Origin of the sequence: Caloramator sp. CAR-1, from assembly GCF_030546345.1 — a bacterium.
In the GTDB taxonomy this organism is placed as follows: Bacteria; Bacillota; Clostridia; order Clostridiales; family Caloramatoraceae; genus Caloramator; species Caloramator australicus.
The window spans coordinates 1-26,921 of the sequence record NZ_JAUONW010000003.1 but is presented as its reverse complement, the minus strand read 5'-3'; the positions used below and the strand labels follow the sequence as shown (position 1 = coordinate 26,921).

Annotated in this window: 27 protein-coding genes and 1 riboswitch; of the genes, 6 read left to right on the top strand and 21 right to left on the bottom strand. The window is 31.6% G+C overall.

What is annotated here, in order from left to right; translation table 11 throughout:
* Positions 1-37: 37 nt before the first annotated feature.
* Positions 38-2,479 carry an FAD-dependent oxidoreductase gene (locus Q3V94_RS00255; RefSeq protein ID WP_303524506.1) on the bottom strand — a complete coding sequence of 814 codons (2,442 nt, stop codon included), beginning with the start codon at positions 2,477-2,479 and terminating at the stop codon, positions 38-40.
* Between the two features lie 270 nt (positions 2,480-2,749).
* On the opposite strand from Q3V94_RS00255, the gene tnpB reads away from it, so the two are divergent.
* Positions 2,750-3,853, top strand: a complete 1,104-nt coding sequence (gene tnpB, locus Q3V94_RS00250; RefSeq protein WP_303524504.1) for an IS200/IS605 family element RNA-guided endonuclease TnpB — start codon at positions 2,750-2,752, stop codon at positions 3,851-3,853.
* Between the two features lie 163 nt (positions 3,854-4,016).
* Positions 4,017-4,676: an HAD family phosphatase gene (locus Q3V94_RS00245; RefSeq protein WP_303524503.1), complete on the top strand. Its 660-nt coding sequence runs from the start codon at positions 4,017-4,019 to the stop codon at positions 4,674-4,676.
* 20 nt (positions 4,677-4,696) lie between these two features.
* Here the strand turns inward: Q3V94_RS00245 and Q3V94_RS00240 are convergent, their stop codons facing one another.
* The 4 genes from Q3V94_RS00240 to Q3V94_RS00225 form a co-directional block, all read right to left on the bottom strand.
* The gene (locus Q3V94_RS00240) at positions 4,697-5,851 is read right to left on the bottom strand and encodes an SAM-dependent methyltransferase (protein ID WP_303524502.1); all 1,155 of its coding nucleotides are present in this window, start codon (positions 5,849-5,851) and stop codon (positions 4,697-4,699) included.
* Positions 5,852-5,941: 90 nt separating this feature from the next.
* Positions 5,942-6,355 (bottom strand): hypothetical protein, encoded by a 414-nt coding sequence (locus Q3V94_RS00235; RefSeq protein ID WP_008908988.1) that lies wholly within the window; start codon positions 6,353-6,355, stop codon positions 5,942-5,944.
* Between the two features lie 169 nt (positions 6,356-6,524).
* The gene (locus tag Q3V94_RS00230; protein WP_303524501.1) at positions 6,525-6,914 is read right to left on the bottom strand and encodes a universal stress protein; all 390 of its coding nucleotides are present in this window, start codon (positions 6,912-6,914) and stop codon (positions 6,525-6,527) included.
* Positions 6,915-6,985: 71 nt separating this feature from the next.
* Positions 6,986-9,445 carry an ABC transporter substrate-binding protein gene (locus Q3V94_RS00225; protein WP_303524499.1) on the bottom strand — a complete coding sequence of 820 codons (2,460 nt, stop codon included), beginning with the start codon at positions 9,443-9,445 and terminating at the stop codon, positions 6,986-6,988.
* Positions 9,446-9,668: 223 nt separating this feature from the next.
* Between Q3V94_RS00225 and Q3V94_RS00220 the strand changes: the two genes are divergently transcribed.
* Positions 9,669-10,790, top strand: a complete 1,122-nt coding sequence (locus Q3V94_RS00220; RefSeq protein WP_303524498.1) for a helix-turn-helix domain-containing protein — start codon at positions 9,669-9,671, stop codon at positions 10,788-10,790.
* An 11-nt stretch (positions 10,791-10,801) separates the two neighbouring features.
* Here Q3V94_RS00220 and Q3V94_RS00215 read toward each other — a convergent pair whose 3' ends face one another.
* From Q3V94_RS00215 to Q3V94_RS00200, 4 genes are all read right to left on the bottom strand, one after another.
* Positions 10,802-12,022 (bottom strand): NupC/NupG family nucleoside CNT transporter, encoded by a 1,221-nt coding sequence (locus Q3V94_RS00215; protein ID WP_008908984.1) that lies wholly within the window; start codon positions 12,020-12,022, stop codon positions 10,802-10,804.
* A gap of 201 nt (positions 12,023-12,223) precedes the next feature.
* Positions 12,224-12,598: a DUF6762 family protein gene (locus Q3V94_RS00210; protein WP_303524496.1), complete on the bottom strand. Its 375-nt coding sequence runs from the start codon at positions 12,596-12,598 to the stop codon at positions 12,224-12,226.
* Between the two features lie 11 nt (positions 12,599-12,609).
* Positions 12,610-13,998: a glycine--tRNA ligase gene (locus Q3V94_RS00205; RefSeq protein ID WP_008908982.1), complete on the bottom strand. Its 1,389-nt coding sequence runs from the start codon at positions 13,996-13,998 to the stop codon at positions 12,610-12,612.
* 260 nt (positions 13,999-14,258) lie between these two features.
* Positions 14,259-14,591, bottom strand: a complete 333-nt coding sequence (locus tag Q3V94_RS00200; RefSeq protein ID WP_192811203.1) for a hypothetical protein — start codon at positions 14,589-14,591, stop codon at positions 14,259-14,261.
* Between the two features lie 76 nt (positions 14,592-14,667).
* Between Q3V94_RS00200 and Q3V94_RS00195 the strand changes: the two genes are divergently transcribed.
* The gene (locus Q3V94_RS00195; RefSeq protein WP_303524492.1) at positions 14,668-14,931 is read left to right on the top strand and encodes a hypothetical protein; all 264 of its coding nucleotides are present in this window, start codon (positions 14,668-14,670) and stop codon (positions 14,929-14,931) included.
* Positions 14,932-14,954: 23 nt separating this feature from the next.
* Here Q3V94_RS00195 and Q3V94_RS00190 read toward each other — a convergent pair whose 3' ends face one another.
* The 5 genes from Q3V94_RS00190 to Q3V94_RS00170 all read right to left on the bottom strand — a co-directional run bounded on the left by Q3V94_RS00190 (position 14,955) and on the right by Q3V94_RS00170 (position 20,100).
* The gene (locus Q3V94_RS00190; protein ID WP_303524490.1) at positions 14,955-16,307 is read right to left on the bottom strand and encodes a glucose-6-phosphate isomerase; all 1,353 of its coding nucleotides are present in this window, start codon (positions 16,305-16,307) and stop codon (positions 14,955-14,957) included.
* Between the two features lie 178 nt (positions 16,308-16,485).
* Entirely contained in the window at positions 16,486-17,013 is a 528-nt protein-coding gene (locus Q3V94_RS00185; RefSeq protein ID WP_303524489.1) for a ferritin family protein, read from the bottom strand.
* A gap of 66 nt (positions 17,014-17,079) precedes the next feature.
* On the bottom strand, positions 17,080-18,066 hold the full coding sequence (locus Q3V94_RS00180) for a M42 family metallopeptidase (protein ID WP_303524488.1): 987 nt from the start codon (positions 18,064-18,066) through the stop codon (positions 17,080-17,082).
* Positions 18,066-19,067 carry a M42 family metallopeptidase gene (locus Q3V94_RS00175; protein ID WP_274767449.1) on the bottom strand — a complete coding sequence of 334 codons (1,002 nt, stop codon included), beginning with the start codon at positions 19,065-19,067 and terminating at the stop codon, positions 18,066-18,068. The genes Q3V94_RS00180 and Q3V94_RS00175 overlap by 1 nt, the downstream gene beginning before the upstream one ends.
* A complete protein-coding gene (locus Q3V94_RS00170; protein ID WP_274767448.1) occupies positions 19,060-20,100 on the bottom strand; it encodes a M28 family peptidase in 1,041 nt (346 codons plus the stop codon). The genes Q3V94_RS00175 and Q3V94_RS00170 overlap by 8 nt, the downstream gene beginning before the upstream one ends.
* A 169-nt stretch (positions 20,101-20,269) precedes the next feature.
* Between Q3V94_RS00170 and Q3V94_RS00165 the strand changes: the two genes are divergently transcribed.
* The gene (locus tag Q3V94_RS00165) at positions 20,270-20,773 is read left to right on the top strand and encodes a 4Fe-4S binding protein (protein ID WP_303524487.1); all 504 of its coding nucleotides are present in this window, start codon (positions 20,270-20,272) and stop codon (positions 20,771-20,773) included.
* A gap of 7 nt (positions 20,774-20,780) precedes the next feature.
* Here Q3V94_RS00165 and Q3V94_RS00160 read toward each other — a convergent pair whose 3' ends face one another.
* From Q3V94_RS00160 to Q3V94_RS00150, 3 genes are read right to left on the bottom strand one after another with little or no spacing between them, the layout of a single operon-like run.
* Entirely contained in the window at positions 20,781-21,962 is a 1,182-nt protein-coding gene (locus tag Q3V94_RS00160) for a D-alanine--D-alanine ligase family protein (protein WP_303524486.1), read from the bottom strand.
* Positions 21,963-21,973: 11 nt separating this feature from the next.
* Positions 21,974-23,575 (bottom strand): UDP-N-acetylmuramoyl-tripeptide--D-alanyl-D-alanine ligase, encoded by a 1,602-nt coding sequence (gene murF, locus Q3V94_RS00155; protein WP_303524545.1) that lies wholly within the window; start codon positions 23,573-23,575, stop codon positions 21,974-21,976.
* 7 nt (positions 23,576-23,582) lie between these two features.
* The gene (locus tag Q3V94_RS00150; RefSeq protein ID WP_303524485.1) at positions 23,583-24,341 is read right to left on the bottom strand and encodes an alpha/beta fold hydrolase; all 759 of its coding nucleotides are present in this window, start codon (positions 24,339-24,341) and stop codon (positions 23,583-23,585) included.
* Between the two features lie 180 nt (positions 24,342-24,521).
* Between Q3V94_RS00150 and Q3V94_RS00145 the strand changes: the two genes are divergently transcribed.
* On the top strand, positions 24,522-24,740 hold the full coding sequence (locus Q3V94_RS00145) for a DUF378 domain-containing protein (RefSeq protein ID WP_274767441.1): 219 nt from the start codon (positions 24,522-24,524) through the stop codon (positions 24,738-24,740).
* A gap of 36 nt (positions 24,741-24,776) precedes the next feature.
* Here Q3V94_RS00145 and Q3V94_RS00140 read toward each other — a convergent pair whose 3' ends face one another.
* From Q3V94_RS00140 to Q3V94_RS00125, 4 genes are all read right to left on the bottom strand, one after another.
* A complete protein-coding gene (locus tag Q3V94_RS00140) occupies positions 24,777-25,529 on the bottom strand; it encodes an EFR1 family ferrodoxin (protein ID WP_303524484.1) in 753 nt (250 codons plus the stop codon).
* Between the two features lie 22 nt (positions 25,530-25,551).
* Positions 25,552-25,893: a DUF190 domain-containing protein gene (locus tag Q3V94_RS00135; RefSeq protein WP_274767440.1), complete on the bottom strand. Its 342-nt coding sequence runs from the start codon at positions 25,891-25,893 to the stop codon at positions 25,552-25,554.
* Positions 25,894-25,904: 11 nt separating this feature from the next.
* Positions 25,905-26,282: a fluoride efflux transporter CrcB gene (gene crcB, locus Q3V94_RS00130; RefSeq protein WP_008908967.1), complete on the bottom strand. Its 378-nt coding sequence runs from the start codon at positions 26,280-26,282 to the stop codon at positions 25,905-25,907.
* A 33-nt stretch (positions 26,283-26,315) separates the two neighbouring features.
* Positions 26,316-26,374: riboswitch (Fluoride riboswitch) on the bottom strand.
* A gap of 139 nt (positions 26,375-26,513) precedes the next feature.
* A partial coding sequence (locus Q3V94_RS00125; RefSeq protein WP_303524479.1) for a UPF0236 family transposase-like protein occupies positions 26,514-26,921 on the bottom strand: 408 nt, incomplete at its 5' end.

Below are 26,921 nucleotides of genomic sequence, written 5' to 3'. Positions count from 1 at the left end.
ACAGTCTGAAAGGGGCAATATTTGCCCCTTTTAAAACCTATATAAATAAATTAGTATCTGATTTTTCCGCTTCTGCTAAGAAGGAAGCTACTCCTCCAATTTCGATTCCATCGATCAATTCTTCCCTTTTTATTCCCATAACATCCATAGACATTGAACAAGCAACAAGTTTTACGCCGTTTTTCTTTGCCTGTTCAATAAGCTCCTCTAAAGATGCAATATTTTTCTTTTGCATAATACCTCTTATTAGTTTTGCTCCAATTCCGCCCATATTCATCTTTGATAAACCAAGTTTCTTGCTACCCTGAGGCATCATCTTTGCAAACATTCTTTCAATGAAGCTTTTATCAACTTTAGGAGCTACATCTTTTCTCAATATATTTAATCCCCAGAAGGTAAAGAACATCGTTACAGGTCTTCCCATAGCTGCTGCACCATTTGCAATAATGAATGAAGCTATAGCCTTATCTAAATCTCCGCTAAAAACTATTATGCTCTTTCCATTTCTCAATTCATTTGAAGAACAGCTTACAGCTTGTGCTTTCCCCTTTCTAATAAAGGCTACATAAGAGCCTTGCGTCCTATCAACCTTAATTAAGGTATTGCCTGTTCTTTCACACCATGCTTTAATATCGTTTGAAAAGGCTGGATCAGTAACATGAACTTCCAGAACTTCTCCTTCCTTTATCTTTTCAATTTCATTTTTAACCTTCATAATTGGGCCAGGGCATTGAAGTCCGCAAGCGTCGACCTTAATAACGTTTTCTTTTAATTCAGTTTTTTTTTCATCTTCCTCTATTTTTGTCATCTCATCGTTTAACTTTATACCTTCACCATATTTTTTCCTAGATGCTTGATAAATATCATATCCTCCACTTAAATTATAAACATCGTATCCATGTTGTAAAAGGATTCTATATGCTATATACCCTCTTAATCCTACTTTACAATATACAATTATCTTTTTATCCTTTGGCACTTCCTGTAATCTGCCTCTTAATTCGTCTACAGGAATATTTACTGCTCCTTCTATGTGACCTGTTTCATATTCAAGATCTGTTCTAACATCTACAATAAAATATTTATTTTTATCTAATTTATCAATTTCATCCCAATGGACGATTTTCATATCCCCCTTAAGAATATTTGCTGCAGTAAATCCCGCCATATTTACAGGATCCTTTGCTGAAGAATAGGGTGGAGCGTAAGCTAATTCTAATTCTTCTAAATCATAAACGGTTAAACCATGTCTTATTGCTGTAGCTATAACATCTATTCTTTTATCTACTCCGTCCCGTCCAACTACTTGAGCACCTAAAACTTTTCCATCTTCAGGTGAGAATAGCAACTTTATTGTCATTGTAAATGCACCTGGATAATAACCTGCATGGGATCCTGAATGAGTATAGGATTTTAAGTAAGGGATTCCCATTCTCTTTAATGTTTTTTCATTTGCTCCAGTTGAAGCAGCCGTCATATCAAAAACCTTTAAAATCGAAGTTCCTTGTGTTGCTGTATATTTTACATTTCTACCACAAATATTATCAGCTGCTATTCTTCCTTGCTTGTTTGCTGGTCCAGCTAGCGGAACTAATGTCCATACACCAGTTACTAAATCCTTTACTTCTATTGCATCCCCAACGGCATAAATATAAGGGTCGCTTGTTCTTAAATACTCATCAACCTTTATACCGCCTCTTTCTCCAATCTCAAGCCCAGCTTCCTTTGCAAGCTTAGTCTCTGGTCTTACACCTATTGCAAGTATTACCATATCTGCCTCTAGGGCCTTTCCACTTTTTAATGAAACTATTAGTCTTCCTTCACCTTCAAATTTTTCTACTCCATCCGAAGTTATAACCTCAACTCCATGATCATTCATTTCCTTTTCAAGTATCCTTGCCATTTCAATATCAAAAGGTCCTAATATTTGGTCCATGGCTTCAACAAGAGTAACTTCTAAACCTGCGTCTTTTAGATTTTCCGCCATCTCAACACCGATGAAACCTCCACCTATTACAACAGCCTTCTTCGGAGATTTTTCGTTTATATAGGATTTTATCCTATCAACATCAGCCATATTTCTTAATGTAAATATGTTGCTCTTTTCAACTCCTGGGATTGGTGGCACAAAGGGAGCAGCACCAGGTGAAAGAATTAAATAATCATACTTTTCCCTGTATGTTTTTCCCTCAGATACAACTTCAACTGCCTTTGTATCTCTAAATATTCTCGTTACTTCACTTCTTACTCTAATATCAATATTAAATCTTTTTTCCATTCCTTCTTCTGTTTGAACAAGCAAGTTTTGTCTTTCTTTTATAGTGCCTCCTATATAGTATGGCAATCCACAATTTGCAAAGGATATATAGTCTCCTCTCTCAAACATAATTATTTCAATATTTTCATCTAATCTCCTAAGTCTTGCTGCTGCACTAGCGCCTCCTGCTACTCCTCCAACTATTATAACTTTCTTATTCATTTTATCCTCTCCTTGTTAAAAATTTAATTTTTTAACATATAATAATTATATTATAATGATATAATAACCTTATACAATTGTCAATATACCTTACTATGGTAGTGTAATTTATAATAACTAGTTTGATTGAGAAAGCGTCCTTACTTGTGACTTTAGTCATGAGTAAGGACGCTCTAATAATAACATATATTATTTGTGTATCATAACTTATATTAGTTAAAAGTTTGTTTTGTGTAACAACATATGTTACAATAATTATGAGGTGAAAGTATGGAAAAAGCTTTTAAATTTAGGCTTTATCCTAATAAACAACAAATAGAGCTTATAAATAAAACCTTTGGTTGTGTTAGATTTGTATATAACTATTATCTTGCAAAACGAGAAGAAATATATAAAACTCAAGGTATAACATTTAATTATAAGGATTGCTCAGCTGACTTAACTAAACTTAAACAAACTAATACATGGCTAAAAGAAGCAGATAAGTTTGCACTTCAAAATTCGCTCAAAGACTTAGACAAAGCATTTAAGAATTTTTTTGAAGGTAGAGCAAATTATCCAAAGTTTAAGTCAAAGAAATGTAAATATCAAAGCTATAGAACAACATTTACAAATAACAACATTGAAATTAAAGGAAACAAAATCAAACTACCCAAATTAGGCTGGGTAAAGTTTGTAAAATCAATGGAAGTAGAGGGTAAAATACTAAATGCAACTATAAGTAGAACTCCAACAGGGAAATATTTTGTTTCAATTTGTTGTAGGATAGAAAAAACTATAGAAAAGTCTAAAACTAACAAAGTAATAGGTATAGATTTAGGAGTAAAGCATTTTCTGATAGATAGTGAAGGTAACAAAATATCCAATCCTAAATATCTTATAAAGTTAGAAAAAAGACTTATTAAGGAACAAAGGAAGCTTTCTAAAAAACAATTAGGTAGTAGTAACTATAAAAAACAAGCTAAGAAAGTAGCCAAAATACATGAGAAGATAAGAAACCAAAGGGAAGATTTTTTGCAAAAGCTGTCCTCTAAAATTATAAACGAAAACCAAGTTATAATTTTGGAGGACTTAAAGGTTAAGAATATGTTAAGAAATAACAAACTATCAAAGTCCATATCAGATGTAGCATGGTCAAAATTTGTAAACATGCTTGAATATAAAGCATTATGGTATGGAAGAACAATAGTAAAAATAGATATGTTTTATCCATCAAGTCAAATATGTAATGTATGTGGTTATAAAAATGAAGAAGTAAAAGACTTAAACGTAAGGGAGTGGGAATGTCCAATATGTAGAATAGTTCACGATAGAGATGTAAATGCAAGTAAAAATATATTAAAAGAAGGGAAAAGGATATTAGGTATAGCATAAGTAAAAACATTAGGGTAGGGACTACCCGAATTAACGCCTGTGGAGATAGTAGGTAAAAAGGTCAATGAAGCAGGAATCCCGCGACTTTAGTCGTGGGAGGTTCAAAAACTATTTTAAATTATGTATAATTTTATATATACTTTTTCCAAAGCGAGGTGTTGATATGCTAGACAATATTAAGGCAGTAATATTTGATCTTGATGGCACTTTAATAGATTCTCTATGGGTATGGAAGCAAGTAGATATAGAGTATCTTAAAAAACATGGCATTACTCCACCCCCTGACTTACAAAAACATATAGAGGGTTTAAGTTTTATTGATACTGCACTGTATTTTAAAGAAAATTTTGGTATTAAAGATTCTATAGAAGAAATTATGTCAGAATGGCATAAAATGGTATCTGAATACTATTCATCTGTAATTGAAGTTAAAAAGGGCGTCAAGGAATTTTTGGAATATCTTAAATCAAATAATATAAAGATAGGTATTGCCACCAGCAACTCCCATGAACTTGTTGAAAGAGTATTAAAGCGTAACAATATACTTAAATATTTTGAAGTAATCGTTACAACTGAAGAGGTTTCTAATTCAAAAACTGAGCCCCATGTTTTTCTTGAAGTTGCAAAACGTCTAAATGTTCAACCAGATGAGTGCCTTGTTTTTGAGGATACAATTTCTGGCGCTATTGGAGCAAAAAAGGCAGGAATGAAGGTAATAGGAGTGTTCGATGAATATGGAAGCTGCACACCTGAAGAATTTGAAGACTATGTTGAACATATTATCCATGATTTTGAATACATAATAAACAATTATTGTAAATAAAGCACGCCCTCAGCGTGCTTTTAAATTCTTACATATTTTTCTAAATACGGATTAATGCAAAATCTTTTCTTTAAATCCTCATATTTTTTCCATGCAAATTCATCCTTATCTTTAAGCTTTAAAGCTCTTATCAAGAGATTTTTAGGGGTTTCAAGGGGTGATATGTATTCTACAATTGATACTTTATATCCAGCAGCTTCTAAAAGTAATCCTCTTATTCCATCAGTTAATAAGTCAGAAAATCTTGCCTTTAAAATTCCATGTTTAAAAATTTCCCCTAAATCATCGAATTTTATCTGTTCAAGCAATTCCCGATGACAGCATGGAACAGCAAAAATTGCCTTTGCATTAAAATTAATAGCAGCTCCAAGTGCCATATCAGTTGCAATATCACAGGCATGAAGGCTTATTACAATATCTATTCTTCGATCTGGGTTATAATTTTTTATATTATCCTTTATAAACATCATATTTTTATATCCTAATTCCTTTGCAATCTTCTTAGAATTTTCAATAACAACCTCAGATGTATCAATGCCAATAAAGAAGCAATTCTTTTTCTTTTTTTCTTTGATATAGTAATTTAATACAAAGGTTAAATATGATTTTCCACAGGCACAATCAAGAACATTTATTGTATCATAATCCTGAAATTCATCGATATATGAATCAATTAGTTCCACAAAATGGTCGATTTGATTGTATTTCCTTATCATGTCGTTCTTTAGCTTCCCATCCTTTGTTAAAATACCTATTGCCTTTAATAAATCATCTGCTTCTCCAATTTTTATATAATAGCTTCTTTTTAAGTTTATTCCCGTCCTTTCATGCCCATCATAATCCTCTAATGCCTCTTCATCGATATTTTTAATTTTAACATTTTTATTATCGGCAGATAAAATAGTTGTTTTTCCTCTTTCTAATAATCTTAATTCTAATGAATCATATTTTATTGATTCGTCCGCTATGAAATTTCTTAAGTCATTTAATTTGATATTTAAATTTTGTCCATTATAACAAAGCATATTCTTATCAATATCGTAAACTCCCTTAAATTCTTTTCCTCCGGATTTGAATGTAAAATCTATTCCTTTGATGAAATCCGAGTTTTCCTCAGCTCTAATAATAATTGCCGAGAGCATAAATTTTATTTTTTCACATGTTTGTTTGTTCATTAGTATCACTCCCTGCATCTCTTTTTAATTTAAATAACGTTTAATAATTATAGCAAAAAATTATATGGGGGGGAATTCCCCCCATCTATATTAAACGGCCAAATATTCAACTTCAACATTAAATTCTTTGTCCTTAGGTGCACGTATACCAAGAATAAAGTTAATGCCGTATTTTTCCTCAGCAAATTTAAGAGTTTTAATAAAATGCTCAATTTGCTCAAAATTGTCCTTAAATATGTTGTTTACATTATCGATAAAAATCGTATCGATATCATAATCCTCTGAAATTATACCAAAGACAAAGCCAATAAAGGAATCGATGGAAGAAATGGGAAATTGAGAAGAATCAACTAGTCTTATATGAGAGTTTAAATCAAACATATGCTCTGAATTGTTGCTGATATAAACAATATGGCCCTTTGAATTTGAAACCATTTCATTTGCCAATGAAATGAGTTTCTTTGTCTTGCCGGCACCCTTTTCGCCGGTGATAACTTGAACCATTTTTATCACCTCATTTATTTTTATTGTTAAAATAATCATACTATATTCAGAAAATTTTTTCAATTTTTATTTTTCCGTAAATTTGACCTTCAAATCTATTATTTGTTTAAATTTTACTTTTATACGTAATTTTTATCAAAAAAATAGACCTTAGCAAAAATTGCTAAGGTCATTCACCATTAACAATATGAAATTGAATTCCCGGAAGCAAACTTTTAAGCTCTATTATAATACTATTATTTCGATAATCCAAAGGCGAAGAACCCAACACAATATCAGATACATTATTTGTTCTTGCGAATTCTGCAATAGTCTTTGCAATTAAATTTGATCTTAATACAATCATAGAAGCTCCATATTCCTTTGATATATCAAACAAATATTCTAGCGCATCATCTTGAAAGGGATTGTTTAAAAAATTATCGCCTTCTTTAGCTACGTGTATAACATAAAGTTCGGAATTTTCATTGTTTCTTTTTAACTCAGCACCTTTTTTAATAAGTCTTTCACAGGTTTTTTGTTGTGTAACACATACTAAAATATTTTGTATATTATTCACCAATAATTCCCCTTTCTGGGTATATTATTCTATATATATAATATCACATTTTACATTTTAAGGAAAGAACATTAATCCTCTTTTATAATTTCATCCAATTTTATTTTTCCCAAGGTTGATAACTTTAACCCTATTATATCTTTTTGGTATGCTACACCAGATTGTGGATGATATAAGAATATCCATGGAGCATCGTCAACTATTATTTTTTGAATTTCCTTATATATCTCTAAGCGCTTTTGAGGATTTATCATTTCTCTTGCTTCCTTCATTAATCTTACAACTTCTTTATTATCATATCCTGAAAAATTAGTAACATTATCTATATTAAACAAAGGCTCTAAATAATTATCAGGGTCTCCTGTATCCGCAATCCAACCGCTAATGAAAATATGACACTTTGCTATTGTTTGAGGTTTTAAATATTCTTCCCTTGGGACTTTATTTATCTCACACTTAAATCCAATCTTTTCAAGATCTTCTTTTATCATTTCGGCAATCATTTCGTAAGTGCTATTTCCTGTTCCTATTCTTGTTTGAATAATTATTGTTTCTCCTTTTAGGTTCTTACCCACCAACAGTTCTCTAGCTTTGGAAGGATTATAGCTATAGCCCATCAAATAGGAATTATCTATCATACCTGGCGGGATTGGTCCTTTCGATTCTTCCGCCATACCCTTCATCAAGGTATCTATTATTCGTTTTTTATCTATTGCATAATTTATAGCCTTTCTTACTTCTTTATCCGCTATAAGAGTAGATTTTGATCTTAAATTAAAACCTGCATAAGTAGTCGAAAGCATGTTTTGCATAATAATGTTCGATACATTATATTCTTTTAACTTTTCTAAAGTAGCTTTGTCTTCAAAATATATAAAATCGAACTTTTTATTTTTAAAGCCTTCAGCAATATCATTATCTTCAAATGAATATTCAACTATATCTACGTATGGGGCCCCTCCAAAATAATCCTTAAACGCCTTTAATAAACATCTTCCCTCGTCAATATAATCAATATAATATGGGCCACAGCCAACTATTTTCCCTTTGCTGAGCTCTTCAGTAGCAATAACAGCGCATGCGGTTTGAGCAAGGTTTAATAAGAATCCAGTATAAGGTGATTTAAGTTTTATTGACAATCTATACTTATCTAAAACCTTTATGCCCCTTACTTCCCTCGACATCCCTTTTTGATACTCATCACTACCTTCTATTAAAGATAAAAACCATGCATTTGGCGAATCTAACTCTGGACTTAAAAGCCTTTCAAAGGATTTCTTTACATCTTCAGCCGTAATTTCCCTTCCATTGTGGAACTTAGCACCTTTTCTTAAGTTGAAAACCCACGTTTTATTATCTTCCTCAACGTTCCAACTCTTTGCTATTCCAGGGAATACCTCAGTTGAATTACCTTGTATTAATAATCCCGCATGAACATTTGAAAGAATCCTTGCTGTTGCAGAATCAAAGGACATAGCAGGATCCAAATTATCAGGCTTTGCATGTAAATTAGTTTTTAAAATTACATCATTATAAAAGCTATCATTAACTCTTTTAACTAAAGAGTTACTAATTAATTTTAAATCCTTAGATGTTTCATAAAGTGCATCTATGGAATTTTTTGTATAACCTGCATTTAAAAGGGCATATTCTGTTTTTTTCATGAGGTTTTGTGAGTTTTCGTTTAATATATTTGTCGCTTCAATGACTTTTTCGAAACTTTCAACCTGCTTTGATATACCTTGATTTATTTCATCAGCAGCGGTAACTGTAGTTTTAACAGCTTCAATTATTTTATCGAATACCGACTTAGTATCATCAGCAATGCTAACCCCAAGATCAACCATTTCTTTACTTTTTATCATAGCATCTTTCGTTTTGTTGATAGTTTCATTTATTTCTCTTATTGTTTGGGATATCTTTTCTGCAGATTCACTACTTCTTTGTGCTAATTTTTTAACTTCAGACGCTACTACAGCAAATCCCCTACCTACTTCGCCAGCCCTTGCAGCTTCTATTGATGCATTAAGGGATAATAAATTCGTTTGTTCTGATATTTCTTTTATAATGTCAAGCATTTCATTTATTTTTACAGCTTTTTGACTTAATACATTAACTATACTTACTATCTCTTCCACTGAACTTTCTATTCCTCTTATTGCATTAACTGATTTGTCAACAGCTAATGAACCTTCCTTGGCTACGTCTAATGTTTCAAAGGCAGTTTCCTTAGACTGAGATGTGTTGGCAAAAACCTGCTGCGCAACTGCAGAATAACTATTTATCTCATCCAAGACATTGTTTAATGCTTCAAGATTATGTTCTACATTGCCATATATACCATTTATTGTATCTATAAGATTTTGAGTTGCAAATTCCATCTCTTCTATTCTATTTATCATTCTTTCCACTAATTTATCTTCATTTTTAAGTCCACGTTTTACATTTTCATCAAATAACTGCTTTTCTACTTTTTCATCTAATGTAACAGATATTTCATCCTTCTTGTTTTTTCGAAAAATGTTTATCATCTTCTCACCCTTTTCGTCAAAATTTCAGCAAATATTCAGCAAATATACTACAATAAGATTATATTATATCTATAAGAAATATTCAATTTTTTACACAAAATCGATGCAATATTTATTGAAAAAGATGCCGATGTATTATAACATAATTTATAATCAAGCATGTTGTCTACAAATAAGGCCATCAATTCATATAATAATATAAAAGATATAAAGGGTGACTAAAGTGGATTTTCAAAAACTTTTATCTCTAATTTCAAAGGAAGAAGGATTAAAATTAGATTTTAAAGAAAAATTAAATATCGATACCGAATCGGGCAAAAAAGAACTTGCAAAGGACATATGTGCAATTGCCAACTCAAAGGGTGGTCGAGGATATTTAATATTTGGTATAGAAGATAAAAGCAAAAAAATTATTGGTATTAACAAAGATTTATTTAGTGAAGAAAAAATACAACAAATAGTTTCTACGCGAATAGAGCCACCAGTTCCTGTATCAGTAGATAAAATAGATATCGCTGGAAAAACAATAGGTATCATAACTATCTACAATACAGAGCAAAAGCCATTTCAATTAAGGGAAACAGGGGCATTTTATATAAGAAGAGGCTCAACTACTGACTATATGAGAAAGGAAGAAATAGCCTCTATTTTGCATTATACAGGTCTCTTCCACATAGAACAAATTCCTATAATTAAAGCTAATTTAAAGGATATTGATCTTAACAAAGTCGATGACTTTTTTAAAATGGCTGGTATAAATCATTCTGTTGATAATCATCTTCTTATATCTGCTGGTTTTGCCATTAAAGAAAAAGATAATAATGAAATTCATCCTTCCCTTGGTGCTATGCTTCTCTTTGGTAAACATCCAGATATCTTCTTGCCACATGCCATTATACTTATTCATAACTATATAAATAATGAATTTCCTAAACTTCATATTTCAAAAGGAACGATAATCGACATGCTTGATGACGCAATCCAGTTTATAAATAAAGTTATACCTTATAATTCACTGGTAAAATCTGCTATCCAAGAACATATTGGTAAAGCAATTATTTACAGAGACTATTTTTGTATCAACAGGTTCATTGAAGTTTATATTAAGAATAACAAAATCGAAATAGTCAATCCCGGCGCTGCTTTAAAAGCAAACAATGATAAATATGTAAAACGCAATTTATGGTTATATTCTAAAATTATTACTCTTGATAAAGATAAGAAATTTTTTAATAAAGAATATAACAAACAAGAGTTTGAAAAACACTATTCTAAAATCAAATATTATAATATCCCCTCTGAAAACTTATATAAAGTAATAATTCCATTAGAAGATAAAATTTAAAACTGGATTGCTTATAAAAGCAACCCAGCAATTGCAGCATTTAAAAGTCCTACTAATGTTCCACCTATAAGAGCTTTAATCCCTAATTTAGCTATATCAGAACGTCTATCTGGTGCAAGCCCTCCAATACCGCCAATTTGTATAGCTATTGAACTAATATTGGCAAAACCACAAAGGGCATAAGTTAAGAGAGTTATTGTTCTTTGTTGTAAAATTCCACCCTTAATTAAGTTTGATAAATTAGCAAAGGCAAAAAATTCATTGATAACTATTTTTTGTCCTAATAGACTACCTGCATTAATAACATCTTTAAGCGGAACTCCAATTATAAATGTTACTGGAGCAAATAGTCTTCCTAAAATCCATTCAAGGCTAAAATCACGAATGCCTACTAAATAGCCAACTTTTGCAATGAGATAATTTATCAAATATATAAGTGCTATAAAGGCTATTAGCATCGCCCCTACGTTGAGACTCAGTTGTAACCCTTCCGATGCACCACGTGCTGCAGCATCAATTACATTTGCATCCACTTTTTCAAATTCAATATTTACTTTGCCTTTGGTTTTAGGTTCTTCAGTTTCAGGAAGCATTATTTTTGATATCATTAAACTTGCTGGTGCTGCCATTAAACTTGCAGCTATCAAATGGCCAGCATCAATCCCCATTGCTATATATCCAGCCATAACACCTCCAGCAACAGTTGCCATACCGCCAACCATAATAGTTAATAATTCTGATCTTGTCATATCATTTACATAAGGTTTTATCAAAAGTGGAGCTTCTGTTTGACCTAAAAATATATTAGCTGTATTTGACAGAGATTCAGCCCCTGAAGTTCCAAGAATTTTTAACATAATTTTAGCTAGAAAAGATACTACAGCCTGCATAATTCCTAAATAATATAAAATACTCATAAGTGCGGAGAAAAATATAATAGTAGGCAATATTTGAAGTGCAAATATAACTCCAAACTTATTTGAATCGATTAAATCCCCGAACAAAAATGTAGTTCCAAACTTTGTAAAATCCAAAAGTTTTGTAACTCCCCTACTTATTATATTAAAAATTCTTTGTCCAACAGACCACTTAAGAACTATAAGAGCAAAAATAAACTGGATAGTTATTCCCTTTGCAACTAAAACCCAATTAACTTTTTTCTTGTTCTCAGATAATAAAAATGCGATTCCTAGAATAACTGCTATTCCCAATAAGCTAATCAGTTTCTCCATAATAATCTCCTTTCATTTCTTATTATTGCAGCAAAATTAAATTTAATACAAAATGTCAAACAATGCAATATAAATGAAAATAGTTCTAAATTTAAAATAGTTTTAAATTGTATATTAATTAAAAACAATTAAACAAAACAAAAAAGCCATAATTTTAGACCTTTAGCAAGTCTAAAATATGGCTTTTAACTTATTTTAAAATTATTCAATTCCTGATTTTTTGTAAATCTCATTTATTTGCATCTCATGATGGGAGACTATTAAATTTAATTTATCCTCCATGTATTCATAATCATCTTTAAATTCAAATTTTATAAGCCAAGTTGGATTATACTCTTCAACCTCTTTAATCTCAAACCCAAAATTTTCAAATAATTCCATATCGTATAAATCAAATATTTCGTTATATTGTTCATCTGTTACATCCCTATCAGTTGATAAGTAGATATAACAAATATCATTTTCTACATAAGCCTTAGTAATGAATTGTAATCCCGTCTCAACTTCATAACTTCCAAGTTCTTCAGCCAAAATATTATTTTCCCTTTTATAAAGGACTAGTGCCCTTCCTTCCATAGGATCACTCCTTAAAATTTTAATCTTTCTAGAATGTAGTTCTTAACTTCATTTATTGGAATTCTAACCTGCTGCATTGTATCTCTATCTCTTATTGTAACCATATTATCACTAACTGAATCAAAGTCGTATGTTATGCAGAAGGGTGTTCCTATCTCATCTTGTCTTCTGTAACGCTTTCCTATGCTACCTGTCTCATCATAATCAATCATAAATTCCTTTGACAAATCTTCATAAACCTTTCTTGCACCATCAGCTAATTTTTTAGAAAGTGGAAGAACAGCAGCTTTAAATGGCGCAAGGGCTGGATGGAATCTTAAAACTGTTCTTACATCGCCATCTTCCAATGTTTCTTCATCATAAGCATCAATTAAGAAGGCAAGCAGAACCCTATCAGCTCCAACTGATGGTTCAATACAATATGGGACAATTTTCTCATTAGTTTCAGGATCAAAGTAAACCAAATCTTCACCTGAATGTTCTATGTGCTGCTTTAAGTCAAAATCAGTTCTGTCTGCAATGCCCCAAAGTTCTCCCCAGCCAAATGGGAATTTGTATTCTATATCAGTAGTAGCATTGCTGTAATGGGAAAGCTCTTCCTTCTCATGATCTCTTAATCTTATATTTTCTTCCTTAATTCCAAGGCTTAAAAGCCAATTTTTACAGAAGTTTTTCCAGTAATTAAACCATTCTAAATCCTCACCGGGCTTGCAGAAAAATTCAAGCTCCATTTGTTCAAATTCCCTTGTTCTAAATATAAAATTACCCGGTGTTATTTCATTTCTAAAGGATTTACCAATTTGGCCTATTCCAAATGGAAGCTTTTTTCTTGTAGTTCTTAATACGTTTTTAAAATTAACAAATATTCCCTGTGCAGTTTCAGGTCTTAAATAAACTAAAGCCTTTGAGTCTTCAGTTACTCCTTGATATGTTTTAAACATTAAATTAAACTGCCTTATATCTGTCCAATTGAAAGCTCCGCAGTCTGGGCACTTTATCTCATGTTCCCTTATGTAATCCATCATCTTTTCATTGCTCCATCCGCTAACATGGGGTTCTAAGCCGTTATTTGTCATATAATCCTCTATAAGTTTATCTGCCCTAAATCTTGATTTACAGCTTTTACAATCCATTAAAGGATCGCTAAATCCTCCAACATGTCCTGATGCTACCCAAACCTGTGGATTCATTAAAATAGCACAGTCAACACCAACATTATATGGGGATTCTTGAATAAACTTTTTCCACCATGCTTTTTTAATATTATTTTTAAGCTCAACTCCTAGAGGACCATAATCCCAAGTATTCGCAAGACCGCCATAGATCTCAGAACCAGGAAATATAAATCCCCTACTCTTACATAGTGCAACTATTTTATCCATAGTTTTCTCTACTGCCATATTATGCCCTCCTTTTAATAAATTCGCAATATAAAAAGCCCTTCATCCCGCAAGGGACGAAAGGCTTAGCTTCCGCGGTTCCACCCTAATTGGTCGTATGACCCACCTCGTTTTAATTACTCCAGGGCGCCCTTCGTTGAAACTCAATGCCAGTCTTCCACCCCCACCGGCTCGCTATGATTGAGGCTATCAACTACTCCTCCCCTTCATTGTATAAATATTTACTTTTAATTGTTATGATAACAAATTATAAAAATTTGTCAAGGTTTTCTACCGCATCCATTACATTTTGAACATCCTTTATTATACTTTGGATATCCTTTAATGACAAATCCTTCCTTTGGTTTAAAAATATAATCTATTTCTAGTTCATTATGATATTTATTCAGTTCTTCATCTATAACTAACTTAATTGGTCCAACGATTTTATGGATTTTTTCGTTATTATCCCCAAAAGCCAAACCATATTTTATAGAATTACACATAACTCTATCAATATAAATATTTATCACAGTGTCTTTATTATTATTTTTTGCGTTTTCTATCATTTTTTTCATCGCTATATCCGTAATTTTTATTAACACTTCTATCACCTTCCATAGTTTATATCTTTATTTTATACCTAAAGGATGTTATAATTCAAATAAATATTTATAGGAAGGTGATATTTTGCTAAGAATTTGGGGTAAAGTTATAAAAAATAATAAGATTATAATGCATGAAGAAGCTATAAATAATGAAAATATAAGTTATCAAGAGCAGCTTAAAAAATGTATAGCAGAAATAGCTCAAAAACTTGATATTCAAAAACCATATTGGCTTCCACATAATCTTGAAGAATTTAATAAACTTAAAAAAACAATTTTCACACAGGATAACTTTATAGAAGAAATCAATTTTGACAAGTTCGAAATAATCGTATTAGAGGAATAACCCCAAGGTATCCCTTGGGGCTATTATCTTCCTAATCTTTCTTCAAGTCTTTTTCTTTCCTCCTCATATCCTGGTTTTCCTAAAAGAGCAAACATGTTCTTTTTATAAGCCTCAACTCCAGGTTGATCGAAAGGATTTACTCCTAACATATAGCCGCTAATTCCACATGCCTTTTCAAACATATAAACAAGCTTTCCAAAATAATAGGGAGTTAACTCTGGAATATTTATTATTATATTCGGAACATTTCCATCTGTATGGGCAAGAACAGTTCCTTCAAAGGCCTTTTTATTAACAAAATCCATTGTTTTGCCAGCTAAGAAATTAAGACCGTCTATATTATCCTTATCTTCCTTAATCTCAACATCGTATCTTGGTTTTTCAACATTTAAAACTGTTTCAAATATATGTCTTAAACCATCTTGAATATACTGTCCCATAGAATGAAGATCTGTTGTAAAATCAACTGAAGCAGGATAAATTCCCTTTCCGTCCTTACCTTCACTTTCTCCAAAGAGCTGTTTCCACCATTCTGCAAAATAATGTAATCCTGGTTCATAGTTGGCCATTATTTCAACTGTCTTTCCCTTTCTATATAGAGCATTTCTTATTGCAGCATAAAGATAGGCTGGGTTATTAATGACATCTAAGTTTGAATATTCCTTCGTTCCGTCCAAGGCACCCTGCATCATTTCCCTTATATCAACTCCGCTTACCGCAATTGGAAGTAATCCAACCGCTGTTAAAACAGAATATCTTCCTCCTACATCATCTGGAATTATAAAGGTTTCATAGCCTTCCTCTTCGGCAAGTTTTCTAAGGGCACCCTTTGCTTTATCGGTTGTTGCGTATATTCTTTCCTTTGCACCTTCTTTGCCATATTTATTTTCCATATATTCTTTAAATATTCTAAAAGCAATTGCAGGCTCTGTAGTTGTTCCTGATTTTGATATTACATTAACAGATATTTCCTTACCTTCTAATACATCAAGTAAATCACGCATATACACAGGGCTTATGTTGTTTCCAACAAAATATATTTCAGGAGTTTTTCTTTTATTTTTAGGAAGGACATTATAGAAGGTATGATTTAACATCTCAATAGCTGCCCTAGCTCCTAAGTATGAACCACCTATTCCTATAACAACAAGGGCATCAGAATTTGTCTTTATCCTTTCTGCAGCATTAATAATCCTATCAAATTCTTCTTTATCATAATCTTTAGGTAACGTAACCCAACCTAAAAAGTCACTTCCAGAACCAGTTTTATTATGTAACTTCTCATGTGCATCCCTTATTTGCCCCTCTAAACCTTTAATCTCTTCCATGTTAACAAAACCTAAAACTTTCGAATAGTCTAGAGTTATGTTTGCCATAATTATTACCTCCATTAGCAAAATTTATATTAAATTTTATAACATTACCTTCAATAATTCAACGACAAATTGTCCAATATTCTTTGTTGATATACAATAAATCGATATATTACCTTTAGTATGAACTCTACTTATCTAGTTTTATACTTAATAAAATTAGAGCTAATAGTAAAGTCTATTAGCTCCTTTCATATTTTCCTTTAAGCTCTCTAAAAAATTTAAGGTGCAATTTTTCATCTTCTATAATTCTGTTCAATAACTCCACAATGTATTTATCCTTTATTAATATCTTATGATTCTCGTATTGTTTAATGGCATCAAGCTCAGACTGTATATCTATATCTATCATCTTATTAATATTTGTTGAGTAGTCAATAAGTTTTGAATTCCAAGGATAATAAAGCCCCATATGCGGGATAGCATACATCGGTTTTAAGCCTAATAATTTAATTGTTTCTCCAAGAAGTTCTAAGTGTTTCATTTCAATAACCGCTATCCCTGCCACCGCTTCAGCATAATCCTCATATTTTCCATCAGATATTAAATGTTGATAAACATAAAGTAATGTTGCAGAAAGTTCGCTAACAAGGCCTGAATAGTCAAGCAGCAGTAAATTTGCATAATTAATACTTTTCTTTTCAACCTTAGGTTCTGGATAATTGATATTAACAGAAAATTTTGCTGCCTTTTTTACATCCCCCGGCATATTATCCTCTAAAAAGAGTATTACAATTAAATAATATGAAACCAAAAGAAATTTGCTACAAAAATTTTATTCTAAATTATTTGGCACTAAATATTTAAGTATATCAATTGCGGCCTTTATATCCCTTTTATCAGCCATTTCACTATGGGAATGAACATATCTTGTAGGAATTGATATTACTCCTGTTGGAACTCCCGTTTTAGTAGTAAAAATTTCTGCAGCATCTGTTGTTCCCATCTCTAATATTTCAAATTGATATTTAACATTATTTTCCTCTGCAACCCTAACAAGAAGATCTTTTACCTTAGGATGAACTATAAATGCCCTATCCATTATTTTTATTGCTGCACCTTCTCCTAATTTAACAGCCATTTTATTACAATTCGGTGTGTCTCCAGTTGCAGTAACATCAACAGCTATAGCAAGATCAGGCTCAATTCTAAAGGCAGAAACCTTAGCTCCCCTTAACCCAACCTCCTCTTGAGTTGTAAATACAAAATAAATATCATTTTCACTATCCTTAATCTGTTTTGCTACTTCTAATAAAACATAGCACCCTAATCTGTCGTCAAAGGCAGCACCAACTACTCTGTCGCCAAAATCTTGAAAATCCGACTTAAATACTCCAAAGTCCCCTATTTGAACCTTTTGGCTTGCCTCATCTCTTGTAGATGCTCCAATATCTATGTAAAGTTCCTTAAGTGTAAGTTCCTTAATATCTGCCTTTTGTTCCTTTGATATAATTCCTTCAACTCCATTTTTAAATATAACCCTCTTATATAAAAGGGAATATGGATTTAATCCTCCTATGTTAGAAAATCTCAAAAATCCATTTTCATCAATAAAGGTTACCATAATTCCGATTTGGTCCATATGGGCAGCAAGCATAACCTTCTTACTTCCCTTACCCTTTTTCATAGCAATGACATTGCCTAAAGCATCCTTTTGAACCTCATCAACATAATCCTTTATTTGCTCTATTATAAAATCAGCAACCAAATCTTCTCTTCCCGATGGGCCATATATTGAAACTAAATCCCTTAATAATTCCATCATAACTCCTCCTCTTCTAGACTTTCTAAAACTTTTTTAGTTAATTTTAAAGTATTTTCATAGTCTTCCTTATGAATCATGCTTATGGGTGAGTGTATATATCTTGTAGGAACAGAGATGCTTGCAGTTTTACAGCCAGTTTTTGCTTTATGAATAGCGCCTGCATCATTTCCGCCCACCGTTCCTCTTCTCAGTTGATAGGGTATTTTATTTTCTTCTGCTACTTTAATAATCAACTTAAGAAGTTTTTCATTAGCAATGGATGAGGAATCCATAACCGATAATGCCGGTCCCTTTCCTGTTTCTGTTACAAAATCCTTTTCATCCTTTACAAAATCAGCACAGGTCGTTCCTTCAATAGCAAGAGCAATCTCTGGTTCTATGCTGTATGCTGCAACCGTGGCCCCTCTGAGCCCTACTTCCTCCTGAACAGTAAATACACAATATAAATCTAAGTTATAATTCTCCTTTAATACATCAATTAAAACAGCACATCCTACTCTATCATCTAAAGCCTTTGCCTTTATGTATCTTCCCATATCTACATATTCACTTTCAAAGGTAGTATAATCACCAAGCTTAACATGCTTTAAAACCTCTTCCTTGCTTGTTGCACCAATATCGATAAACAAATCCTTTATATTTACTGGATTTGACCTTTCCCCTTCGTTTTGAAGGTGAATCGGTTTATATCCTATGATACCCTTTATTTTGCTTCTTCCAAATACAACCCTTTTTGATATTAAAATTCTAGGGTCTATTCCACCAACGGGTGAAAACTTAATTCTACCATCATCCTTAATTCCTGTTACAATAAATCCTACTTCATCCATATGGGCAGCAAGCATAACCCTTTTACCGTTACCCCTCTTATGAACTATTAAATTACCAAGCTTATCTATAAATACTTCTCCAAGATCCTTAACTTCTTCCTTAATAACTTCCCTTACTTCCTTTTCATAACCTGAAACACCAAAGGCATCTGTTAATTTTTTAAGCATAAATATCACCCCAATTCTTCAAAGAAGAAATAAACAAAGCTAATAGTCTTCCAGCTCTAACGATATCTTTATAATTTACAATTTCCGTAGATGTGTGCATATACTTTATAGGAACAGAAACTAAAAGAGTTGGAACACCTTCTCTTGTCACCTGAAGATTCCAAGTTTCTGTCCCTGTTCCTCCTGGTGCAACATCAATGGTATATGGTATACCATATTCATCAGCAAGTTTAATAAGTTTTTCAGAGAGCTCTGGGTGAATATTGGGTCCTATAGTAATTTCAACTCCCTTCCCACATTCAAGCTGAATATCAGGATTTGCATATTTATCTCCAAAGGTTACATCAACAACTATTCCAATATCAGGATTTACTTCATAGGTAGTTGTTTTAATCCCTAAAAGACCCCTTTCCTCTTGAGTTGTAGCTGCAAAATAAACATCAGCAGTATGTTTTATTTTATTCAATTCTTTGGCACATTCATAAAGTGCCATTATACCAACACGATTATCAAGGGCTTTTCCTGTAATGAAATCACCTAAAAGTTCCAACGACTCTTTCTTTATTGTAATGTAATCTCCAATTTTTACTAATTCTTTTAATTCATCCTTTGTCATCCCACAATCTATTACCATCTCATCCATTTTAATTGCCTTTTTTCTATCCTTTTCAGTTAAAACATGTGGTGGTTTTGCTCCAATTACTCCATATACATCCCTTAAGCCATGAATTATAACCTCTTGGGCAGGTAAAGTCTTTGAATCTACTCCACCAACATTTGTAAAAGAAACAAATCCACGTTCATCGATATCTGTAACCATAAGGCCTATTTCATCTACATGGGCAGTTATTAATATTTTTAATCTATCCTCCCCTTCTCCCCTTTTAATAGCTATAAAGTCTCCCATTTTCCCCTTTTTAATTTCATTTACATAGGGTTTAAATATACATTCCAAATCATCCTGCAATAAATATTCACTACCTGAAACCGCATTTAGATCACTTAATTTCTTTAATATCTCCTTTCCTTCCATCTTATCCCTCCTTTTCATTCACATTACTAATTTTAAACTATTTTAGTAGAAAGTTAAAGAATTTTCTAAAATATTTTTCATTTGACACTTATACCCCGTATAAGTATAATAAGTAATAGCTTATGTTACGAAGTTTTAACAAAAATAGTTGCTAAAGGGAGGGAAGTATATGAAAAAGAAAAGTCATCAGCACTGGTCATGGATAATATTAGCATCCTTCGTGATACTTGGTTATTTTTATCCTGTAATAGGGCTTTCAGGAATAATATGTATGATAATGCCTCCATTTCATGCTTTTTTAGGTAGAGGTAAAATTCATTGTTCCCATTATTGTCCTCGGGGTTCTTTATTAGGTAAATTTTTAAAATATGTATCGTTAAATAATCCACTTCCTAATGTTATGCGAACAAAAGGTGTAAAAAATATATTGTTACTCCTTATGCTTTCACTCTTAAGCCTATCTTTGTTCCATTCAAAGGGAAACATCCTCAAAATTTCCTTTTCAATTTATAGATTTATGACTCTTTCCCTTTTAGTAGGTATAACTCTTGGAACAATATTTAAGCCAAGAAGCTGGTGCCAGATTTGTCCAATGGGACACTTAAGCGACCTTGTAGATAAAGCAGTAAAAAATGGATTCCAAATATCAAAAAAATTAGAGGGAACAAATTAGTTCCCTCTTATATTTTTCCTCCTTTAACTCCTAAACTAGCCTTTTTAAGCAATGGAGTATCAAATACGTATATATTTTTATTATACTCTTGATTTCTCAAAATTGCATATTCTATGAGTTTATTAATTAAATCTTTAAACTTTAGCCCTGTTGGTTCCCAAAGATAGAAGGATATAGACCCTGGCATAGTATTTATTTCGTTTACATAAACCTTCATAGTGTCCTTTTCAACAAGAAAATCAATTCTTGAAATTCCTGAGCAGTCTAAAATTTTAAATACCTTTATAGCAAGGTCTTGAATTTCTTTAGTTTTATCTTCTGGAATTGGTGCAGGAATTCTCCTTGCTGCACTTTTCATACCTGAGTTTTTATTTCCCCTTAAATATTTATCCTCAAAACTCAAGAATTCCTGCCAAGATACAGGCTCCTCTAAAACTGATGCATTATATTCATTATCAAAGCCAATTACAGAGCAATTAATCTCCATTGGATTTTCAACAGCCTCTTCAATTATAATCTTTCTATCATAGTTTATTGCAATTTCTATTGCATTTATTAGCTCATCTCTATTTTTCGCCTTTGAAATACCTATACTTGAACCTAAATTTGCTGGTTTTACAAACATAGGATATTTTAGTTTATCTTCAAGATAATTTAAAACCCTTTCGCTGTCATTTACATAATCCCTTCTTAAAAACCATGTATAATTAACTATTGGAATATCGTTGGCTTTGAAAATATCCTTCATTATGATTTTATCCATTCCAACCGCAGAACCTAAAACTCCGCTTCCAACATAAGGAATATTACAAAGCTCTAAAAGGCCTTGCATTGTTCCATCTTCACCATGTGATCCATGTAATGCTGGAAAAACAACATCTATTTTTATTGGTTTGGGTGTTTTTTTAAACAAACCCTTTTCAGGATAAAACTTTAAATAAGGATTATAAGGAATAGGCTCAAGATAAACTTTTTTGGCCTTGCTAAGAAGAACATCTAAATTCTTATAATTTTTTATATCTAATAACTCATCCCCAGTATACCATTCGCCTTGTTTTGTAATAAAAAGCGGAACAACATTATATTTTTCCTTGTCGATATTTTCAGCCACCTGAAGGCCTGTTATAACAGAAACTTCATGTTCAACGCTTCTTCCTCCAAACATTATTAAAACATTTTTCTTAATCATCTCTATCCTCCTTAATTTTCATTATAATTATCAGGCAGATCGTTCTCAAATAATACGATATCTCCAACAACTACTATTTTACTTAATTCTTTTGTTGCTTCATCAAGACTATTTACAATGATAATCCTATCCTCTGGGAAGTTTTCCTCCTTTAAGCCATCAACTATAGGAATACTTCTTTTTCTTCCAACTAATATAGCATAGTCACAGGTTTTTGCAATTCTTTGGCCAAATTTTTTGTTTTCTTCATACTCAACTTCTCCAAGTTCAATCATTCCAGGAGTTACAATAATTTTTTTGCCTCCATCCATTTCAGAAAGTGCTTCAATGGCTAAGGCTGAACCTTCAGGATTTGAATTAAAGGCATCATCTATTACTGTAACTCCATTGTTAGTATCGAGGATTTGAAGCCTATGTGGAACCGGCTCTATTTTTTCAATCCCCCTCTTTATTTCTTCCTCAGAAAGACCAAGCTTTAGGGCGATTGCGACTCCTGCTAAAATATTATTAACATTATGTTTTCCTAAGAGTTTTGTTCTACATTCAAATTGCACTATTTTACCATCAACATCTCCATGAACAGTAAACTTTAAACCTTCCCTAGTATTTTTTATGTCTGTTGCATATACATTTATGCCTTCTTTTTTATTTGTTCCATATACATAGGTTTCTATATTTCTCCTTTTGGAAAGTTCAAAACAAATATCGTTATCTCCATTAAAGAAGGCGACACCATCATCTGGCAAGGATTCTATTAGTGCATATTTTGTCTTTTTAATGTTTTCCTGTGATCCCATTGTTTCAAGATGCTGAAGGCCAACGGCAGTTAATACTCCCATTTTAGGATAAACTATATCGCAAAGCTCCTTTATATCTCCAACATATCTTGCTCCCATTTCACATACAAAAATTTCATGTTCATCCCTTAATTGTTCCCTAACTACCTTTGTAATTCCCATTGGAGTATTATAACTTTCAGGCGTCATTAGGGTATTATATTTTTCCGAAAGAATTGTTTTTATAAAATATTTAGTGCTTGTTTTTCCGTAGCTTCCTGTGATGCCGATAACTAAAAGGTCCTTTCTCCTTTTAATTATTTCCCTTGCCTCGTTTATAAAGCCCTGCTGGATTTTCTTTTCAATAGGCAGCATTATTTTTAAGGAAATCAGCATCAAATAAGAAATAAAAACCTGTATTAAAATCAATCCATTTATAAAGGCCAATGGTGACTTAAATAAAGCATAAGATATTATAACAAGCAATAAATTTAGAAATAATGCACAACCAAATAATCTTTTAGCTCTATATGTAAAATTAAGAGGTTTTTTTGCCTTTTTTCTTCTATTATAATGGGTGTAAATATTTATTGAAGCCAAAGCAATCCAAAGAATTAATAATGCATAAGAAGTATAATCTTTTGGAAAAAGATTTGAAATGAAAAGTAAAAATAAAAATATAAAGTTTCTTTTAAAATTATCCCTATCATACTTATTAAGCCAATTTAAAAATTCATTTGGTTTGTATCCTACAAGCTGAGCCATATGAAGGTAAAACCTATTATAGTAAACCGAAACAAAGGCAAAAAAGATTATAGCTAAAACATAAACTAACATGCTCAAATCACTCACTTCCTTCCAAAAATTTTGAAACTATTATATTAAAATCATTCAACTTATCAAGATATGCGAAATGTCCTGCACCCTCAAAAACAATTAGACCTGCATCTGGTATTTCTTTTTCCATGATTTTTGCCATGTAAAGAGGAGTGTCCTGATCCTTTTCGCCCCAAATAAGAAGGGTTGGGGCTTTAATCTTAGGTAAAAATCCTCTTAAATCCTCATTGACAACTTTTACAAAAGTTTCCCTTAATGGACCAGAATTTTTATAATCCTTTGAACCGTATTTTTTATAAAACTTTTCAATAGCTTCTTTTTTGCCACCATTTAATAATAAATATAATTTTTTAAATAGCTTAAATTTATAAACTTTAAAATAATATTTCAAGGTTCTTTTTGGAATTATCCCAGCGCTGTCTACAAGAACTACCTTTTCTACTTTTTCAGGATAAAGAGCTGAGAACATAATTGAAACCCTACCACCAAAGGAATGCCCAATTAATGAAGCCTTTTCTATATTAAGCTTATCAAATAATTTATTTAACATATCGGTATAGTCACCAACTCCCCAAGCTTTGGACGGCAAAGAGGATTGACCAAAGCCTGGAAAATCTATCGCATATACTTCAAATTTACTTGCAAGATAATTAAAAACTGGCAAAAAGCTATCTGCTCTTCCTCCCCAGCCGTGAAGAAGAACTACTTTTTTACCACTACCAGCTTTTTTATAATAAATATCTAAATTGTCTATTTTTATAAACATAAGTCCACCTCTTTATGCTTACTTAATTCATACTACATTATACTACAATTTTAATATATTTAAAATTACAAGTTAAGCTAAATAAGTAATTTTGGAATATTTTTAAATTTAATAACAAGATAATATATTTGAATAATTTATCCTAATTATAAAAAAATAAAAATAGAAAGGATGATTACTATGAGAATTTTTAATCTTGTTGCCCTTGCTATTGTTATATTAGGCGGAATTAATTGGGGATTAATTGCTCTATCTGGGTTTGACCCTTTGCTCCCAATCTTAGGCGGCTATACATCGCCCTTTGCAAGAATGTTTTATGGAATTGTCGGATTATCATCTCTATGGGTATTTTATGCATATCTTATGACTCCTGGGAGTGACGGAATAGAGGATAAATAAATTATGGACTGCCTCAAAATAAAGAGACAGTCCATTTTAAATTTTATATTGCTCAAATTTTTTACCTTTATAAAGGTATGCATTCGTTGGACAAGTATGTAGGCATTTTTGACATGATATGCAGCTATCTTCAAAATAAAAACTGTTATCTTTGAACTTAATATTTTTAGTCGGACAATTCTTTACACATTTTAAACATTTCACACAAAGCTTCATATCAACTGTAAGATTTCTTCTTGCCCACCCCTTAGAAAATCTATAAAAAAACTTATACTCTATTTTGGCAAGGTTTAATCTTATTTTGCTTACTTTATTTATGTATATTTCATCCATTAAAAATTTCTGAACTAAACTTTTAACTTTTTCCTCCGCTCTTTCTTTTGCTTTTTTTATTTCCTCCTTAGTTGGTTTTTCAAAGGCTACAACATAATAATTATTAGGCATAGTAATAAAATCCTGAACTGTAATCCTATAACCCTTTTTAATAAGAATTTCTGATAACTGATCAGGTCCAGATCCTTTATTGGCAGCTTGAGTTGAAAATATAAGACACTTTTTATTGTCTTCTTTTAAGTTTTTAGCAACCCAGTCTATATAAATTTTGGGGAAAACTTCAGCATGTATTGGTGCTCCAAATACATAAAAGTCATACTCCTCATTTAGTGTTCTTTTCTTTGATACGTCAATTAAAACACAACCAACTCCTCCATTTTCAAAATGCTTTTTAAAAAGTTTTGATACATATTCAGTATTTCCTGTTCCTGAAAAATAAATTATTGCTGCCTGCAATTTTGTCCCTCCAACTTTCTTATTAATTTTGTGATTTTACATACTTAATAATTTCTACATCATGCATAATAACTACCAATCCTTCAGTTATCATAGGATCGATAACCTTTATAAATTCATTTATCTTTTCTTCTTTATCTATGATTTCAATAACAATAGGCAAATCGTGGGATAATACTTCTGTTAAAGCCGAATGAACCCTGCTATTTGCACCAAAACCTTCTATTCCCCTTACTATTGTAGCGCCTGCAAGACCAAACTCCTTTGCCTTTTTGAGAATAATATGATATAAAGCCTCACCATGCCATCTATCTGATTCCCCTATAAATATTTTTAAAAGTTTTCCCTTACCTTCTAACTTCATATACTCCCCTCCTAAATAATAGCATTACATAAAATTTTCCCAACTACAACCCCTATTAAGCTTAATAAAACATTTAAAACAATATTTATTATACCCCAAATATATGCTCCAGAGTTTAAAAGGTTTATCGTTTCGTAACTAAAGGTTGAAAATGTTGTAAGCCCACCCAAGATACCTGTTGTTAAAAAAAGTCTAAGGTCTGGCGATATTATATCTGTCGACAAACTCAATTCCATTATAAATCCTATTAATAATCCACCTAAAATATTCACTATCAATGTTCCCATTGGAATATCCAAATTGAAAGTTTTTGATGCCCCCATCGAAATTAAATATCTCAGTGATGCACCTATAAATCCTCCTAAACCTACATAAATTACCTTAAGCATCATGACCACCTCCAAAAAGATAAAAAATCTCCTACAAAAGTAGGAGTTATCAGCACAAGGCAATTAAGGTGAACCCCATCACCTATAATTTCACAATTTCGATTATAAGAATTACTGCAATTTAAGTCAATTATATTTTTTAATTTGATAGTGTCAAGATATTGTAGGTTAATTTTTTATAGACAACCCCCTAAAATGTTTAAAATCAAGACTTTCGTAAACTTTTAAACTTTAAATTATATTTTCATATTTAATTGATTTTAATATCTTATACATCGGTGTTACTTTTCCAATGTTTAATATTGTTATATTATTTATTCCTTCTCGTGAAGAATTATTTATTCTTTTAATTGTTTCTTTTATCTTCTTTTTATTTAATCTAAATGTTTCAACATCTTCCTTGTATATACTTATTTCCCTTAAATTACCTCCATTCCTGCTAAATACCCTTAGCTTTGCCATTATCTTTAATCCCTCTTTACTCCATCCTAATGGCCTACTGCTTAATCTCGCTGATAATACATGGCTTATATGCCCTTCTGCACTGCATCCTATTACATCCTCGTCCTCTTTATATATTACTATCCCTTCCCAGTTATTTAATATATATCTCCTTGCTTCTTTTGCTCTCTCCTTTTC